The 15,874-nt window shown below is 71.0% G+C and carries 15 protein-coding genes and 1 riboswitch; of the genes, 8 read left to right on the forward strand and 7 right to left on the reverse strand.

All coding sequences use genetic code 11. The features are described from left to right. The first annotated feature begins 238 nt into the window (after positions 1-238). The 4 genes from hflX (at position 239) to BC793_RS33205 (ending at position 3,648) form a co-directional block, all read left to right on the forward strand. Positions 239-1,420 carry a GTPase HflX gene (hflX, locus tag BC793_RS33190; protein WP_109599753.1) on the forward strand — a complete coding sequence of 394 codons (1,182 nt, stop codon included), beginning with the start codon at positions 239-241 and terminating at the stop codon, positions 1,418-1,420. A gap of 88 nt (positions 1,421-1,508) precedes the next feature. Beyond that, positions 1,509-2,009 carry a hypothetical protein gene (locus BC793_RS33195; protein WP_109599755.1) on the forward strand — a complete coding sequence of 167 codons (501 nt, stop codon included), beginning with the start codon at positions 1,509-1,511 and terminating at the stop codon, positions 2,007-2,009. Positions 2,010-2,110: 101 nt separating this feature from the next. After that, a complete protein-coding gene (locus tag BC793_RS33200) occupies positions 2,111-2,650 on the forward strand; it encodes a SigE family RNA polymerase sigma factor (protein WP_109599757.1) in 540 nt (179 codons plus the stop codon). Further along, positions 2,647-3,648 carry a hypothetical protein gene (locus tag BC793_RS33205; RefSeq protein WP_109599759.1) on the forward strand — a complete coding sequence of 334 codons (1,002 nt, stop codon included), beginning with the start codon at positions 2,647-2,649 and terminating at the stop codon, positions 3,646-3,648. Before BC793_RS33200 ends, BC793_RS33205 begins: the two co-directional genes overlap by 4 nt. Positions 3,649-3,719: 71 nt before the next feature. Here BC793_RS33205 and BC793_RS33210 read toward each other — a convergent pair whose 3' ends face one another. Together BC793_RS33210 and BC793_RS33215 are read right to left on the reverse strand one after the other, a co-directional pair. After that, positions 3,720-4,391 carry a VOC family protein gene (locus BC793_RS33210; protein WP_109599760.1) on the reverse strand — a complete coding sequence of 224 codons (672 nt, stop codon included), beginning with the start codon at positions 4,389-4,391 and terminating at the stop codon, positions 3,720-3,722. A 77-nt stretch (positions 4,392-4,468) separates the two neighbouring features. Continuing rightward, on the reverse strand, positions 4,469-4,762 hold the full coding sequence (locus BC793_RS33215; protein WP_203896438.1) for a nuclear transport factor 2 family protein: 294 nt from the start codon (positions 4,760-4,762) through the stop codon (positions 4,469-4,471). Here BC793_RS33215 and BC793_RS33220 point away from each other — a divergent pair. Both BC793_RS33220 and BC793_RS33225 read left to right on the forward strand, forming a co-directional pair. Beyond that, positions 4,745-5,275, forward strand: a complete 531-nt coding sequence (locus BC793_RS33220) for a TetR/AcrR family transcriptional regulator (RefSeq protein WP_203896437.1) — start codon at positions 4,745-4,747, stop codon at positions 5,273-5,275. The genes BC793_RS33215 and BC793_RS33220 overlap by 18 nt on opposite strands. A gap of 430 nt (positions 5,276-5,705) precedes the next feature. Then, positions 5,706-5,893, forward strand: a riboswitch (cyclic di-AMP (ydaO/yuaA leader). A gap of 6 nt (positions 5,894-5,899) precedes the next feature. Next, positions 5,900-6,472 (forward strand): C40 family peptidase, encoded by a 573-nt coding sequence (locus tag BC793_RS33225; RefSeq protein WP_109599762.1) that lies wholly within the window; start codon positions 5,900-5,902, stop codon positions 6,470-6,472. A 204-nt stretch (positions 6,473-6,676) separates the two neighbouring features. Here BC793_RS33225 and BC793_RS33230 read toward each other — a convergent pair whose 3' ends face one another. The 5 genes from BC793_RS33230 to BC793_RS33245 form a co-directional block, all read right to left on the reverse strand. After that, positions 6,677-8,803 (reverse strand): S8 family serine peptidase, encoded by a 2,127-nt coding sequence (locus BC793_RS33230; RefSeq protein WP_109599764.1) that lies wholly within the window; start codon positions 8,801-8,803, stop codon positions 6,677-6,679. Positions 8,804-9,185: 382 nt separating this feature from the next. Beyond that, on the reverse strand, positions 9,186-10,499 hold the full coding sequence (gene nhaA / locus BC793_RS33235) for a Na+/H+ antiporter NhaA (protein WP_109599766.1): 1,314 nt from the start codon (positions 10,497-10,499) through the stop codon (positions 9,186-9,188). 104 nt (positions 10,500-10,603) lie between these two features. Further along, on the reverse strand, positions 10,604-10,729 hold the full coding sequence (locus BC793_RS52440; protein WP_275416270.1) for a hypothetical protein: 126 nt from the start codon (positions 10,727-10,729) through the stop codon (positions 10,604-10,606). A gap of 10 nt (positions 10,730-10,739) precedes the next feature. Then, positions 10,740-11,969 carry a DUF1501 domain-containing protein gene (locus BC793_RS33240; protein WP_109599768.1) on the reverse strand — a complete coding sequence of 410 codons (1,230 nt, stop codon included), beginning with the start codon at positions 11,967-11,969 and terminating at the stop codon, positions 10,740-10,742. Positions 11,970-11,981: 12 nt separating this feature from the next. After that, positions 11,982-13,256 (reverse strand): DUF1800 domain-containing protein, encoded by a 1,275-nt coding sequence (locus BC793_RS33245; protein WP_109599770.1) that lies wholly within the window; start codon positions 13,254-13,256, stop codon positions 11,982-11,984. A 132-nt stretch (positions 13,257-13,388) separates the two neighbouring features. Here BC793_RS33245 and BC793_RS52445 point away from each other — a divergent pair, with 132 nt between their 5' ends. Continuing rightward, positions 13,389-13,517, forward strand: a complete 129-nt coding sequence (locus BC793_RS52445; RefSeq protein ID WP_275416269.1) for a hypothetical protein — start codon at positions 13,389-13,391, stop codon at positions 13,515-13,517. Between the two features lie 424 nt (positions 13,518-13,941). Next, entirely contained in the window at positions 13,942-15,741 is a 1,800-nt protein-coding gene (locus BC793_RS33250; protein WP_239170430.1) for a S1 family peptidase, read from the forward strand. Positions 15,742-15,874: the final 133 nt, after the last annotated feature.

Below are 15,874 nucleotides of genomic sequence, written 5' to 3' on the forward strand. Positions count from 1 at the left end.
CGCCCGGCCGGTGACGGGTCCGAGCCCGGGATCCACCGGCGACGGCGTCGCACTGGATGATCACGGCACTCTTCTTGACCGACCTCTGAACCCTATCCCCGGGGGCCACGGGCGCAAATCAAAAATCCGATATGCAAGAACCTCATCTTCTGGTACGGCCACGGGCATTCGTCTTGCACCGCATGAGTCACGTGACCCTGGGTAGTCGGGCCGGACCGATACGACGGAAGGGGATCTGATGGCCGGGAAGTGGTTGCTGGGATCCGGGATCCGCGACGGCGCCGAACAGCCGAAGGCGGTACTGGTCGCGGTACGGCGAAGCGACGAGACCGGTGAGAGCGCGCGGGGCACCGGCACCTCGCTGGCGGAGCTGCGCAGGCTGGCCGACACCGACGGGCTGTCGGTGGTGGGTGAGCTGGTGCAGAGCCGCGACCGGCCGGACCCGGCGACGTTCATCGGTTCCGGACGGGCCGAGGAACTGGCGGAGCTGGTCGCCGGCCGTACGGCTGATCTCGTCGTCGCCGACGGCGAGCTGACTCCCGGTCAGGCGCGCAACCTTCAGGAGGTGGTGGGTGTGCCGGTGGTGGACCGGACGGCGCTGATCCTGGACATCTTCGCCGAGCACGCCCGTTCCAGTGAGGGCCGTCTGCAGGTCGAGCTGGCGCAGATCGCCTACCAGCTGCCGCGGCTGCGCGGTGAGGGCCGGGCGTTGTCCCGGGTCGGTGGCGGGCGGATGGCCGGCGGTGCGGGTATCGGTGTGCGCGGCCCCGGTGAGATGCGCCTGGAGGTGCAGCGCCGCACGCTGCGCCGGCGGGCGTCCCGGCTGCGGGCGGAGGCCGCCGAGCTGGCTCGCCGACGTGAGCGTGTCCGTCGGCGCCGGTCCCGTAACCAGGTGCCGTCGGTGGCGATCACCGGTTACACCAACGCCGGCAAGTCGGCCCTGCTGAACCGGCTCACCGGGGCCGGGGCGCTGACCGAGGACGTGCTGTTCGCCACCCTGGATCCCACGGTGCGCCGGACTGTCGCGGGTGGCCGGGAGTTCACCCTCACCGACACGGTGGGGTTCGTGCGGAATCTGCCGCACCAGCTCGTCGACGCGTTCCGGTCGACGCTGGAGGAGGTCAGCGGCAGCGATCTGATGCTGCACGTCGTGGACGCCTCCGCTCCCGACGCGTTCGGGCAGATCACCACCGTGCACGGCGTACTGCATGAGATCGGTGCCGGGCATCTTCCCGAGCTGCTGGTCCTCAACAAGATCGACGTGGCGCCGCCGGAGTGGGTGACCGCGCTGCGCCGCGCGTACCCGGACGCGAGCGCCGTCTCCGCTCTCACCGGTGAGGGCATCGCGGAACTGCGCGAGGCACTGGGCGCCCGGCTGCACCGGGTGACGGCGTCCGCTTCCACCGCTGGACTCCGGTGACGGCCGCCGCTCGCGACGGGTGCCTCCACGGCGCCGGCTGCCGGCCCCGCCTCGGCCGGTCATGACGAAGGGATGAACGGTGTACCCGATGACGCAGGTGATCCGGCAGGGTCTGGTGGCCGGGCTGGTCGGCGCGGCCGTGATGACCGCGGCGGAGAAGATCGAACAGCGGCTCACCGGCCGGCCGGACTCACGCGTGCCCGGGCGGGTCCTTGCCCGCCTGACCGGTTCGCCGCAGCGGCCGTGGCTGAATCCGGCCATGCATTACGGGCAGGGCGCGCTGGCCGGGACGGTGCGTGCTGTCATAGCGCGGGCCGGGCTGCGCGGCCCGTGGGCGTCGGCGATGTTCACCGTCGTGCGGTTGACCAACGACCAGATCCTGGAGAACGCCACCGGCGTGGGCGCTCCACCGCAGACCTGGCCACGGCCCGAGCTGGTGATCGATCTGCTGCACAAGACGGTCTACGGATTCGTCACCGGTGCGGTCGCCGACGCGCTGGCGGCACGCGACGGTCTCGGCCCGGGCCAACATCACGCCGCGCTACGCCCGGGACGCCGGTCCGACGTCGGCCCCCCGCAGCGTAGGTGAACGGTCGCCGGTTCGGCGTCCGCACCTGAGCTACGGCCCCGGGTGCAAGGATCTGGGATCGGGAGCCCAACCTTTCCGCGGCGCGCTACGTCTGGGAGATCATGAAGTTCAGACGAGGCCGGGACATCGACGAGTCCTTCACAACGTTCGTGGCGACTCGCTCGCATCGGCTGATCGTGCACGCCGAGTTGCTCTGTGGGCACCGTGAACAGGCTCGGGACATCGTGCAATCCGTCCTCGTCCGGGCGTATCAGCGGTGGTCACGGATCGAGCATGACGATCCGTACGGGTATCTGCAGCGGTCCGTCACCAACGCGGTCACCGACTGGTGGCGCACGGCACACCACCGGCACGAACGACCGGTCGATGTCGTTCCCGACGTCCCCGCAGACGAGGACACCACGCTCGACGACCGCAGAACGTTGCTGGCCGCCCTCGACCTTCTCACCCATCGCGAACGGACCATCGTCGTGCTGCGCTACTTCGACGACCACACCGAGCGGGACGTGGCCGACACGCTCGGCATCAGCGTCGGCACGGTCAAGTCGACCTGCCACACGGCGCTGCGCAAGATGCGCATCGCGCTGGACGACGACGTTCGCAGCTCCCCCACCTCCCACGGCATCCAGGAGCAGTCATGACTCCCACCCAGGACGACCTGCGCAACGCCATGAACAACCTGACCCACGCCACCGACCCCCTCGAACCCGGCTCAGTGCTGCGCGACGGCAAGCGCCGGCGCACTCGCCGTCGCCTCGCCAGCGCGGCCGGCGCCGCTGTGGCTCTGATGGCGGTGACCGGTGGCATCGCCGCGTTGCGGCCCGCCGTCGACAACGATCCGGCCGTCGTCGGCTCCGGCACCGCGATCCAGGACCTCGACAACGCGCTGGAGGGGCTGAAGTCGGGAAACTACGCGTTCAGCCGCACAGGCGCGTACCTGGTCACCGACATCGTCCGCGCCCAGATCGACGTGCCCGACGGCTACGTCGTCGAATATCGCGGGGCGATGACCATCATGCGGGCCGGCGACACCACGTACCTGAAGCCGGCCGGCGCGGGCACGTACAGCCAACCCGAAGTCATCGACCAGCTGAAGAATGCCGGCCTTCCGCAGGCCGAGGTCGAGCGGTACGAGGCCAGCATCGCCCAGTTGAGCGGTAGGCACTGGCTCCGTACCGATGAGCGGCGGCTCGTCGCGGTGGCCGCCGTCGACGAGCAGAGCTCGCTGGACTACGTCGCCCCCGCACCCACCACCGACAAGCCGGACATCACCGGCGCCGACGAGCTGATCAGCGCGGTGACGACCGCGCAACGCACCGGCGACTCGATCACCGGCACCCTCGACGCCACCATGGTCGATGAGGAGCTGAACCTGGTCATCGGCGAACCGGCGAGCTACTACGGCCCGCCGGCGAAATCGATGAAATACCAGGCCACTCTCGACGGACAGGGCCGCCTGGCCAGTTTCACGCTCACGTTGCCGGGGACGCTCGCGTCCCAGTCGCCGGACGACCAGCCGGAGGCACCGTTGGTCATCACGGTCACCCAGTACGGCGGCGTCGAGGTCCCGCAGGCCCCGGCCGGTGCTCAGAACATCTCCGAGCTGACCTACGACCTGCTCGCCCGCGACAACGACTGATCACCGGCGCGTCCTGGTGGCACGGTCTTGCTGCTCACGGCGGTGACCGAAGCATGGCGTCGGCCCGGCTTCTACTGGTCGCGGCGCTGCCGGTGGCGAAGCCAGGGCCCCAGCCCGTAGGCGTCCTCGGTCGCGATGAACGAGCTGCGGGCGTTGAGCAGCGCCTCATCGGCGTGGGTGCTGCAGCCCCACACCGTCTCGCCCCACGGGTCGGCCAGCTTCAATTCGGCCGGCTCCGCGCACGCCCCGCCGTCCGGCAGCCCGATCTGGCAGTTCGCCGGCGCGCCGCCACGGCGGCTGATGGCCTCGGCCGCCTGCTGGATCAGGGACAGTCGTGCCGCCGCGCCGGACGGCACGGCCCGGCTCTCCGGGCTGACGGCGGCCCGCTGCCCGACCAGGACGACGTTGCCGTCGGGGTCTTTCGTACGGAACTCGCCGCCGGGTGCGTGGTCGGGGTAGCCGGCGAGTTCGTAGCCGATACCGGCGTCGTCCAGTCCGGCGTTCACCACTGCGAGGTCCTCGACGTAGAGGTAGATCAGCAGCGGCAGCTCGACCTGGATCAGCGGCGGCTGGACGTAGGCCAGCAACAGGGTGTGCTCACCGCATTGCAGGTAGGACCATCGGCTGTCACCGTCGTCTCCCGCGCGTACCTCCGTGTAGCCGAACAAGGAGTAGAAGGCCCGGCTGGCTGCGAGATCGCGGACGTAACACACCGGTACTGCCGCTGACACCCGTGGTTGCATGGAGGGCAAGATACCGGAGGTCGTGCCTCAGTCGTCCGAGGCGCGGCCCCGGCGACTGACGGTGCGTATCTGTGGTGCTATTCCGATCGGAGCGTTCGGGTGGCTTGGGTGGCGCGACGCAGCCGACCGTCGGCAGCCAACTCCCCGAACATGTAGATCTCGGTGGTGATGGCGCCGCCCTTGTGCATCTGTGCCGTGAGCCGGTACCGGGCGGCGACCTGGTCTCCGTCCACCAGGGCCTGCTCCACCTCGACACTGAGGCCGGCGGCCCGCCTGCGGGCCGGACGGATGTGGTCCAGCAGTCGCTGCCGGTTCAGCAGCACGCCGTCGTTGACCAGCTCATAGTCCGGAGTGTGGTAGCGGTCGAACACGGTCGCCGGGTCTTCGTCGCTGAGGCGACGGTGGAGCAGATCGCCGCCGAAGCCGGCGTCACCCGCCAGACGGTGTACGCCCACTACCCGTCCCGGCCACTACTGATCAACGCGGTCATCGACCGCATCACCGCCGAAGCCACGGCCGCCCTCGACGCGGCCACCGAGAACGGCGGCCCCGCCACCGAGGTGATGCTGGGCTGGCTGGACGTCACCTGGCAGCTGTTCGAGCGCTACCCACTCCTTCAGCACCCCTCGGTGATCGCCGCCGACCCGACCGACACCGACCGCCGGCATGCCCCCGTCGTCGAGCGACTGGAGCGGCTGATCGAACGCGGCCAGGACACCGGCGAGTTCGACGGCACCCTCAGCCCGGCCTGGCTGGTCTCCGCCACGATCGCGCTCGGTCATGCCGCAGGCGCCGAGTTCGCCGCCGGCCGCATGACCGCCACGCAGACGACGGCGGCCCTGCGTCACAGCATCCTGCGTCTCTACGGCGTCCGCGAGGCGTAGTCGGCGACGGTTCCGGTTCGGCCTGCCGATGCGGCGGGGGCCTCCCCGCTCGGCCCACGACTGCGCGATCGCATCACCGGTTGGGCGGGTGCCATCCGTACGGCCGGTCATGATCGGTGGGCCGGCAGTCTGCCGGGCGTCACGAACCGGCTGACCCCAACCGGAGTGACGCGGAGCGACGGTCCGGGCATTTTCGTGTTCCCTTTCACAGATCAAGGCCACCAGCGCGTAATCAAGCGGAAGCGGGACGTCGCGGCATACCTCGCACCGGTCTTCCAAACCGGACACCGGTCGCAGTAAAAACTACACACAGTGACCATGCCGCCGGAAGGGCGCACCGGAGACCTGGGCTATCAAGGATGAGCGGCGGGCAGCAGCCCGCCGGTCGTGCCGACCCGGACCACGCCGAGCCCTGCCCCGGTCCGGCGGCACGAACCGCATGACGATTCATGAGGCATTCGGGGGCAGGGACGGGGGAACCACATATCGGCCCTCGACCGGTACGCCGTTCGCGGCGCTCCGGCCGGAGGGCCTCGGGGTGAAGCCGCAACTCGCGGCCGGGCAATCCTTCGCGCCCGAATCCGACAGCTAACCTCGCAGGCGTGCCGGAGGGATTCCTTCACCGTGCGCGTAAGCACCCTGAGCCGGCCCACCCGTACCCTGGGAGCCGGCACTGTCGCCCTGTCCGTGGGTTTCGGCCTTCTCACCGGCGGACTCGGCACACCGCAGTCCGCCACCGCCGCCCCGCAGACGTCCACCGTCGCCGCCGTCTGGGCCCTGCCGCAGGCCGCGGCGGTGAGCCCCGCGACCGTCACCGTCACGTCGGCCACCGCCAAAGCCCAGCTGGCCGGTACCCGGGTCGTGAGCGAGGCGGCCCGGCACAAGGGCAAGAAGTACAAGTTCGGCGCGGCCGGGCCGAAACGGTTCGACTGCTCCGGTTTCACCCTGTACGTCTACAAGAAGGCGACAGGCAAGAAGCTGCCCCACAAGGCGAATCTGCAGCAGCGGTACGGCAAGGCCGTGGCCAAGTCCAAGGCCCGCCCCGGTGACCTGATCATCATCCGCAAGGGGGCGCGCGGCACGCACGCGGGCATCTACGCCGGTGGCGGCAAGATGTGGTCGGCTCCGCGGACCGGCAAGACGGTCAGCAAGCAGAAGATCTGGAGCAGGAACTACGTGGTCCGGCGCCTGGTCTGAGCATGATCGGCAGGCGGCGCACGTAGCGCGGCTGTCCACACGCCGGCGTCTGTATCCCGTCTCGGTGGGATGCAGACGCCGGCGTCGTGGGATGCGCGTCACCGGATGATGCCGGCGTATGGGGACTGTGCCTGTAGGCAGTGATGTCTGGCCTCGTCCCGTATCATCAGACGTGCAACCGAATGATGCGGGACGAGGCTGCGATCACAGCCGGACGGTGGGGCTCGTCGCTGCGCCGATCGTGTCGGTGGCCACGACCACGACGCGGTACTGCTGCCTGGCGGCCAACCCGCGGACCGTGGCGTTCGCGGTAGCGCGGTAGGTCTTGACCGTCACCCACGTCTTGCCGGAGAGGCGCTGGATCCGGACGGTCTGCCCGACCGCGCCGGTGACGTTCACACGCATCGCCGTCTTGCTGTGACGGGTGGCGCTGACCGCCGCGCCGGCTTTGAACGTCGACGCCGCAGAGGTCACGGCGGTGCTGGTCGTGGTGGCGGGCACCTTGAGGTAGACCGCGTAGCGGCCCTTGACCGTAGCGGGGTCGCTGGTCACGGCTCCGCTGGAGGACGTGGTTCGGGCCCGGCAACCGGCTGCGTCGCAGACCTGAACGGTCTTGCCGGCCCAGGCCTTGCCGTTGGCCTTCACGGTGAAGACGACTTGGACCTTGGTGCCGTAGCGGACCGTCTTCGCTGTCACGTTCGCTGTGACCACCGGCTTCACCAGGGTCGGCGTGGGCGATGCGGCGGGAGGCGCCGGCGGCGTGGTGGGAGGCGATGTGGCCGGAGGCGCCGGTGGCGTCGTCGGGGGTGCTGCGGCCGGAGGCGCCGACGGCGTCGGGTGCGATGTGGCGGGAGGCGGCGGAGGCGTCGTCGGGGGTGCTGCGGCCGGCGGCGGCGGAGGCGTCGTCGGGCGCGGTGTGGCGGGAGGCAGGGACGGTTTTTCGGCGGGAATGCTCGGGGCTGGTGTCGGTGTCGTGGTGGTGGGTGACGGCGCCGTCGGCTGCGAGGGCACCGTGGCGGGGCTCGGCGGCGGGGCCACCGTGGTCGGCGGAGGACCGGCCGATGCCGGGGTGCTCGGCTTCGCCACGTCGGGGACGACCGTGTCGGTCGACGGAGCAGGAGTCGGGGCGGTGGTGGCCGGGGTGATCGCGGCCAGTGCGGCGGCGGCGTCGACCCGGCCGTGGCCGTAGTCGCTGTCTTCACCGGGAGTTCCCAGGTCGACCGCGGAGACCTCCATCGCCTGCTGGACCTCGTCGGGGGTCAGCGCCGGGCGGTAGCCCTTGAGCAGTGCGGCGAGTGCCGCTACGTGCGGGGCGGCCATCGAGGTGCCGTTCATGGACACGTACGCGTTGCCCGACGCTTGCGGGTAGGTGCTGATGATGCCGCTGCCGGGGGCTGCGACGTCGATGTAGTCGCCTTGGTTGGAGAAGTTGCTGTACCAGTCGCTGGAGGTCGTCGACGCGACCGCGATGACCCCTTGGTCCGCGGCCGGGTACGAGGTGGGGCTGCCGGACGCGCGGCTGTTGCCGGCGGCGGCGACCACGACCACGCCTTTACTGCGGGCGTACGAGATCGCGTTGCTGACCGCGGCGCTGGGCTCGGTGCCGCCCAGGGACATGTTGATGACGTGGGCGCCGTGGTCGGTGGCGTAGACGATGCCGGTCGCGGTATCGGACATGTAGCCGGAGCCGTCGGCGTCCAGCGCCCTGATCGGCAGGATCTTCGCGTCCGGGGCCACCGCTGCGACGCCCGTACCGTTGCCCGTGACCGCGGCGATGGTGCCGGCCACATGGGTGCCGTGGCCGTTCGGGTCGGTGCTGACGCCTTCGGTGCCGGCGATGAGGTCGACACCGGGCAGGACCTGGCCGGCGAGGTCCGGATGCCCGGCGTCGACGCCGCTGTCGATCACTGCGACGGTGATACCGGTGCCGGTGGAGGCCTGCCATGCCTGAGCCACGTTCATCGTGGCCAACGACCACTGCCGGCTGCGGTAGGCGTCGGTGCCGGTAGGCGCGCCGAGGGCGGTCACCGGCGCGTCGAGTTCGACACCGATCGCTCCGTGGGCCTGCTGGGCGGCCTTGACCGCTGCGATGGCGGCGGCCCGGTCGGTGGCCTTGCGGACGGTGACGACGGGGCGGCCGGCGGCGTCGCGGGCGGTGCTGAGCACTCGCGCCGGCTGAGCAGCGGAAACAGTCTGTGGCACCAGTCGTTCCGGGTCCGCGGTGAGCCCGTACGTGACGGGCTGCCAATCGGTGGTACCGGACGGCAACGCGAACGCGGCGACGGCGGCCAGCACACCCGCCGCCAGTGAACCAACGACGTAACGGCGCATGTGAACCTTCACTCTCGCTGGGTCTTTGATCTTCGATCTCTCTTGTCGGCCGGCCGACACGAGGGACAAGAAGATCAGGCGTTGCAGGTGAGTTGCTGTGCAACGGGGGGAACGCCGTGCGTCTACTGAGGTCGGCGCCTCAGTAGCGAGGCTTCGCGCCCTTCAGCCGGGCACGGAGGGGCAGGGTGCCTGTGGAGGCCGCCCCGCGCGGTGTCGTCTCCATGGCAGGTTGGCCAGGCGGCCGGGGCAGGTGATCACCCGGACGCAGGGGCAAGCGGCTTTGCCGACGGCTGTCGGTAATGGGATGGGGCGATACCCAGTGGCAGGAACTCGCCGGCACCGGAGGCCCCTCCCGCATCCGCGGGAAGGGCCCGGCGACGGGTCAGGGTCGTACGGTGTCGTCGTCCCAGAAGTCGGGGATGCCGTCGGCGTCGGTGTCGCGTTCCTCGGCCGCACACAGCTGCCGGTAGTGGCGGTTACGGGCCCGCAGCACCACCATGGCCAACAGCGCCGAGATCAGCGAACCGGCCAGGATCCCGATCCGGGCATGCTCGTCGCTCTCACTGCCCACCCCGAAGGCGAGTTCACCGATCAGCAGCGACACGGTGAACCCGATCCCCGCCAGCAGCGCCAGGCCAAGCACATCCCACCAGCTCACGCCCTCGCCGAGGGTCGCGCGGGTGAACCGCTGCACCAGCCACGTCGAGCCGAGCACTCCGACACATTTGCCGACCACGAGACCGGCGACGATGCCGATCGTGACCGGATCGCGCAGCGTCTCGCCGAGACCGCCCGCGCCGGCGACCGACACACCGGCGGCGAAGAACGCGAAGACCGGCACCGCGAACCCGGCCGACAACGGCCGCCACCGGTGCTCGAAATGCTCCGCCAGCCCCGGACCGTCCCCGTCGCTGCGGCGCAGCACCGGGACCATGAAGCCGAGCAGCACCCCGGCCACCGTGGCATGCACGCCGGACGCGTGCACCAGCACCCAGGTGGCCGCGGCCAACGGGAGCAGCAGCCACCACGAACGGACCCGCCGCTGGACCAGCACCGCGAACAACCCCAACGGCACCAGCGCTACGGCCAGCGGCAGCAGGGACAGCGAACTGGTGTAGAACACCGCGATGATCACAATGGCGAGGAGGTCGTCGACGACCGCGAGAGTCAGCAGGAACGTGCGCAACGCCGCCGGCAGGTGGGTGGAGATCACCGCGAGCACTGCCAGGGCGAACGCGATGTCGGTGGCGGTCGGCACCGCCCAGCCGGACAAATTTCCGCCCTCGGTGCTCGCGTTGATCGCCACGTAGATCAGCGCGGGTGCCGTCATCCCACCCACCGCGGCGGCGACCGGCATCACCGCCCGACGCGGATCCCGCAGATCCCCGGCGACGAACTCGCGTTTCAACTCCAGCCCCGCGACGAAGAAGAAGATCGCCAACAGCCCGTCGCCCGCCCACTGCGCGAGAGTCAGATCCAGGTGCAGCGCATGCGGCCCGACCTGCCAGGCGACCAGATCGTGATAGCCGTCCGACCACGGCGAGTTCGCCCAGACCAGTGCCAGCACCGCAGCGCCGAGCAGCAGCGCGCCACCGACGGTCTCGGTGCGCAGGATGTCGCCGATCCGGCTGACCTCCGGCCAGCTCCCCCGGCCGAACAGGTGGCGGGTCGGGCGAGTCGGGGGTGTTGCGGTCACGGGACTCCTTCAGCAGGGCACGACGAAGACATCGCCGACCAGGCTTCCCGGCACACCTGAACAGAAACCTACCCCGCCTGGTACGACTCAGGCAGCGATTCACCTCACTCCCCCTGGACCTCGGCAGGATCATCGGAGGCCCGCACCGGATCGAGCCGGCCACCGAGCGCGATCCAGAACAGCACGGCGCCGCCGGGCCGCTGAGGGCCACCACTTCGCCCGGTCCCCACGGTCCTGGGTCTAGCCGAGTACGCCGGCCAGCCGTCCGGTCCAGCCGTCGAGCGAGCGTTCCGGGTCGCTGCCCAGCACGTCGGCGAGCAGCGCGGCATAGACGTCACGGAAGTCGACGGTGTGTTTGAGGTCGCCGTCGTCGAGATCGGTCAGGCTGGGCGGCTCACCGTACCGGCCACCACGCACCCCGTCGCCGAGCAGGAACACGGTGGAGGCGGTGCCGTGGTCGGTGCCGTCGGAGGCGTTGGCGTGCACCCGCCGGCCGAACTCGGAGTAGACCGCCACCACGACGCCTTTACCGGCCATCCGCTCGGCGAACGCCGTCAGTGGCTTGTCGAGCCTGGCGAGCTGCGCCTGCTGGGAGTCCTTGCCGTCGGCGTGCAGGTCGAAACCGCCCAGCGACACCGAGTACACCCGGGTCGCCGCGCCGGCCTCGATGCAGCGGGCGACCAGGGCGAGCTGTTGATCGAGCGGCGGTGCGGCGCCGCCGGTGGCTGTCGCCGCCGGTGGCTCATCGTCGTCGGTCTCGTCCTCGTCGGTCCCCTCGGTGACCTGCCGCATCATGTCCTGCACCCGCATCTGGTCGGCGAAGCAGGCGGCCGCGCGGGACAGTGCGGGAGAGGCGCCGGGCTCCGGTGCGGCGAGCCGGTCGAGAGTCTCGGCCGTCAGGCCTCCCGGCAGGGAAAGCTGTCCACCGGGTACGGTCGCGCCGGCACTCGTGGCTCCGGCCAGTAGTGGCGGCAGAGCCGGTTCGAAGGAGATCGCCAGCCGCGGGTCGCCACCGGCGGTGTCCAGCCAGCGCCCGAGCCAGCCGGTGGTGCCGGGCCGGTCGGGCTGCGCGGTCTGCCAGATGTCCATCGACTGGAAGTGGCTACGGTTCGGGCGCGGATACCCGACACCGTGCACGACGGCCAGTCGCTGTTGCCGGTGGAGCCCGTGCAGGCCGCTCAGCCCCGGGTTGAGACCGAACGCGTCGTCCAACGGCAGGATGACGCCGGAGTCGTACGTCATGCCGGGCCTGGCCGCCGGGTACGCCGGGTCCGCGTACGGGATGACGGTGTTGAGTCCGTCGTTGCCGCCGTAGAGGGTGACCAGGACCAGGGTCTTCGCGGCGTGGTCGCGGTCGCCGGACGTGGCGAGGATGTCGTCGAGTGTGCAGGCCGTGGCCCGGGCCGCGAGGGCGGCGGCACCGGTGACGCCGCTGGCGATCAGGAACCGGCGACGGGTGATGGCGTCCATGTCGGTGTCTCCTCAGTGCACGGCGTATTCGGGGCTGGCCAGGCCGAGGGTCAGCAGCCGGCGTGGGTCCTTCGTCGATTCCAGCGCCTGCCGGGTGCCCGATGTCCAGGCGTCCACGACCAGCAGGTCACCGAGTGCCTCGACCCGATCCGTACCGGTGAGCCGGTCGGCGGTCGCCGGGGCGAGTTGCGTCAGCGTCTGCGCGGTCCGCAGCCGGGCAAGTGTCGTGGCTGTCGTCAGCCAGGCGGCGCCGACCGGCCAGCCGCCCACCGACGGCGGCAGCAGCGGAACCTGGCCGAGCCCGCGCAGGCTCGTCAGTAGACGTCGTTGCTGCTGCTCCTCGAGGCGGGCGGGGTCCACACCGAGTTGGCGCAACGCGCCGACCAGCCATTCGACCGGCTGTTTGACCAACTGGCCGCGGGTCGCCGCGAACTCCGGATCCCGGCACACGGCTTCCAGCATCGCGGTCGTGTTCCGGCCCGCGGCGACGATCCGCGCCGTGGCGGCCGGCGACGGGCCTGGTGCGGCGGCGTAGCGCACCCACAGCCGTCGTGCCAGGAACGGCAGGTGCGCCTCATGCCCGACGAGCCGGTCGGCGTACGCGTCGGCGTCCCACGTCCCGGTCCGCCCGAGCAGGGCGACCGGACGGTTGTCGTGCCGCCCGGCATTCAGCGTCACGACGCCGGTGGCCCGGTCGACCTGCCAGCCGGTGAGCACCCGGGCGCCCGCCTTCACGTCCTCCTCGGTGAAGGCACCGAGTCCGAGAGTGAACAGTTCCATCAGTTCCCGGGCCAGGTTCTCGTTCGGCGCCCGGCGGGTGTTCCGCTGACCGTCCAGCCAGAGAATCAGTGCGGGGTCGCGCAGCATCGCCCGCACCAGTGGTCCGGTGTCGCCTGGCCCGTACCGTCGCAGGGTCTGCTGTTGGGCGAGCATGAGCTGCGCCGAGCGGACCTTGCGGGCACTGGTCGCCCAATGGCCGTGCCAGAACAGGGTGAGCTTCTCCGCCGCCACCGGGCCGGTCATCCGAGCCAGCCACCATCGGGTCAGCGCGGTGACCTGCTCTTTCTGGATGCGGCGCGCCTGCTGTCGCTGCTCGCGGCCGGCGCCCGGCCCGAGCCGGGCGAGAGGGTCGGCACCGAGATCGGGCGGCGACGGCAGGGGTACGGGACGCAGCAGCCCGGTGAGGGTGGCGTCGTAGCCGGCTCGCGCTGCCGTGTCGACCTCGGCCGAGGTCGGCCCGAACGTGAGGCGGCGCAGAAGATGGGACAGCGCACGGCGGTCGGTCATGCGGACAGAACGTAGGGCGTCGAGGTAAGAACCGGGTAAGGGCCCGGTCCGGGACCGGTACGAGCGTGCCGGGCGGCGGGTTTCCGGTCTCTGACACACCTCGGCCACATGCTGTTCGGAACGGATTCGCCTATGGCGATCACCATGCTGGGCGGAGACGCGGCGATCGCGCTTCGCAAGGCGACCGGTCGTTCCGCCGTCACCGACGACGAGCGGGCGCTGCTCACCGCATGGGGCATCCACCGTCTGACCCTGGGCTGAGAATCATCCGCGCATCGGCCGGATCCGTGCAGGGGATCAAGGACGCTCCTTCACCACCGCCCTGCGGTCGAAGCACACGCCCGGGGACGGCCTCCGATGCGACCGCCACGGCCGACATCGTCGCCGTAGCGATTCGAGACGGTCGATGGGTTGCGGCACACTGCTCTCATCACGGACTTCGGATCAGGGTCACGCTCCTCGTCAGCGAGGTGGCACGGTCATCGATGGCCGCCCGCTGTCCGATCACGACAGAACGGCGCGCCCGGGCAGCCCCCTAAAAGCCAAAAAGCAAGGCTAGGGTGACCCGCGGGATTCCATTCAGGGGACACACGGGGAGGCCTTGTCGATGGACACGAGGATGACTGCTGCACGCAGCCGCGCGAGACGGGCCGTACGCCGAACCGGGCTGGCTGCAGCGTTGGCTGTGCTGACCCTGGCCGCGGGGGTGGGCTCCGCTCCGGCCTCGGGCGTCACCGGCGGCACACCGGCCGACGGGTACGCGTTCGCGGCACACATCCAGGTCGGCGAATTGGTGCGCGGATGCTCCGGCGCCCTGATCGACCCGGAGTGGGTCGCCACCAGCGCCGCCTGCTTCGCCGGTACCGGCGGCGCGCCCGCCGAGACGACCACGGTCACCGTCGGGCGGGCCGACCTGCAGGCGACCGGCGGCCAGCAGCGCCGCGTCGTCGACGTTGTGCCGCACCCGAGCCGCCAGCTGGCCCTGGCCAAGCTCTCCGCCCCGGTCATCGACGTCGCGCCGGTTCCGGTCGCCGCCGTCGCGCCGACCGCCGGCGAGACGCTGCAGATCCTGGGGTACGGCCGCACCGCCACCACCTGGGTGCCGCGCCGCCTGCACCGCGGCGACCTGACCGTCCAGACCGTCGGCGGCGCCACCATCGACGTCGCCCCGGCCGTGGGCGCGTCGGTCGGTATCTGCAAGGGCGACGCGGGCGGACCGGCCCTGCGGCCACGCGGCGCCGGATTCGAACTCGTCGGCGTGCACACCACGTCCGGTCAGGCCGGCTGCCTCGATGCGCCGGCCGACGCGACCGCCACGGCGACGGAGACCCGGCTCGACGACATCGCCGCCTGGGTCCGCCAGACCGTCCGCGGAGGCACGTTCGTCCGCCTCCCCACGAGCGCGGCGGTCCTCGACACCCGCGGCTCGATCGGCGGCGCACCGGGCGTCAAGGCGGCCGGCACCACCACGTCGTTCCCCGTCACCGGCGTCGGCGGGATACCCGCCACCGGCGTGACCGCGGTGCTGGTGGACGTTACCGCGGTGACCACGACCGCCGGGATGTACCTGACCGTGTTCCCCGAGGGCACCACCCGGCCGGCGGCGCTGTCCACACTGAACGTGACCGGCGACCAGATCCTGTCGAACAGTGCCGTGGTGGCGGTGCCGGCCAGCGGCAAGCTCTCCGTCTACAACAACGGCGGCGGCGTACACATCATCGTCGACGTGCAGGGCTACTACACCCGCGCCGGCACGTCCGGCGGCGGTTACGTGCCCGTCACGCCGACCCGGCTGGTGGACACCCGCAGTGGGCTCGGCGGTGGCGGCACGACGGCGATCCCGAGCGGTGGCAGCCGGACGTTCCCCTTCACCGGCGGGGTGATCCCCACCGGGGCGTCCGCCGCGTTCGTCGACCTGATCGCCACCGGCGCCACCGCACAGGGCTGGATCGGTACGTTCGCGACCGGCGGCACCAGTCGCAGCGTCATGGACTACGTCCCGGGCACCACGTCACACGGCGTGGCGGTGCGGCTCGGCACGGACGGGCGGGCTACCTTCACCAACAACAGCGGCTCACCGATCCACCTGGTGATGACGGCGACCGGCTACTTCACCGGCGCCCCCGCCACCGGCGCGGGCCTGCGCACCCTGGCGGCGCGACGGCTGGTCGACACCCGCAGCAACCCCGCGCCGATGCCGGCGAACGGCACCGTCGACGTCGCCACCGGCCTTCCGCCGGGCGCCACCGCAGTGGTGAACTTCGTCGTGGTGGACAACACGGCCGGCGGCTACCTGCACGCCTGGCCGGTCGGCGGCACCGAGCCGGGCACGTCGCTGTCCAACTACCCGCCCACCGCCGACCTGGCCCGCGGCGGCATGGCCAAGGTGCCGGTCGGCACGGACGGCAAGATCCGCGTCCGCAACGTCAGCGCGGGCACCACCAACCTGGTGGTAGACCTGCAGGCCTGGTACGCGGGTTCCTGACCGGGGCGGCGGCCGCGCACGTGATCGGCGTGCGCGGCCGCCGCACCTCGGACTTTCGTGCACTTCGGGCACACCTGTCCGGCGGAACCCAGCCGCTTGATCACCGGTTTCGGATCCGAGTCGCGATATAGAC

This window comes from Actinoplanes xinjiangensis (assembly GCF_003148685.1).
Taxonomy (GTDB): domain Bacteria; phylum Actinomycetota; class Actinomycetes; order Mycobacteriales; family Micromonosporaceae; genus Actinoplanes; species Actinoplanes xinjiangensis.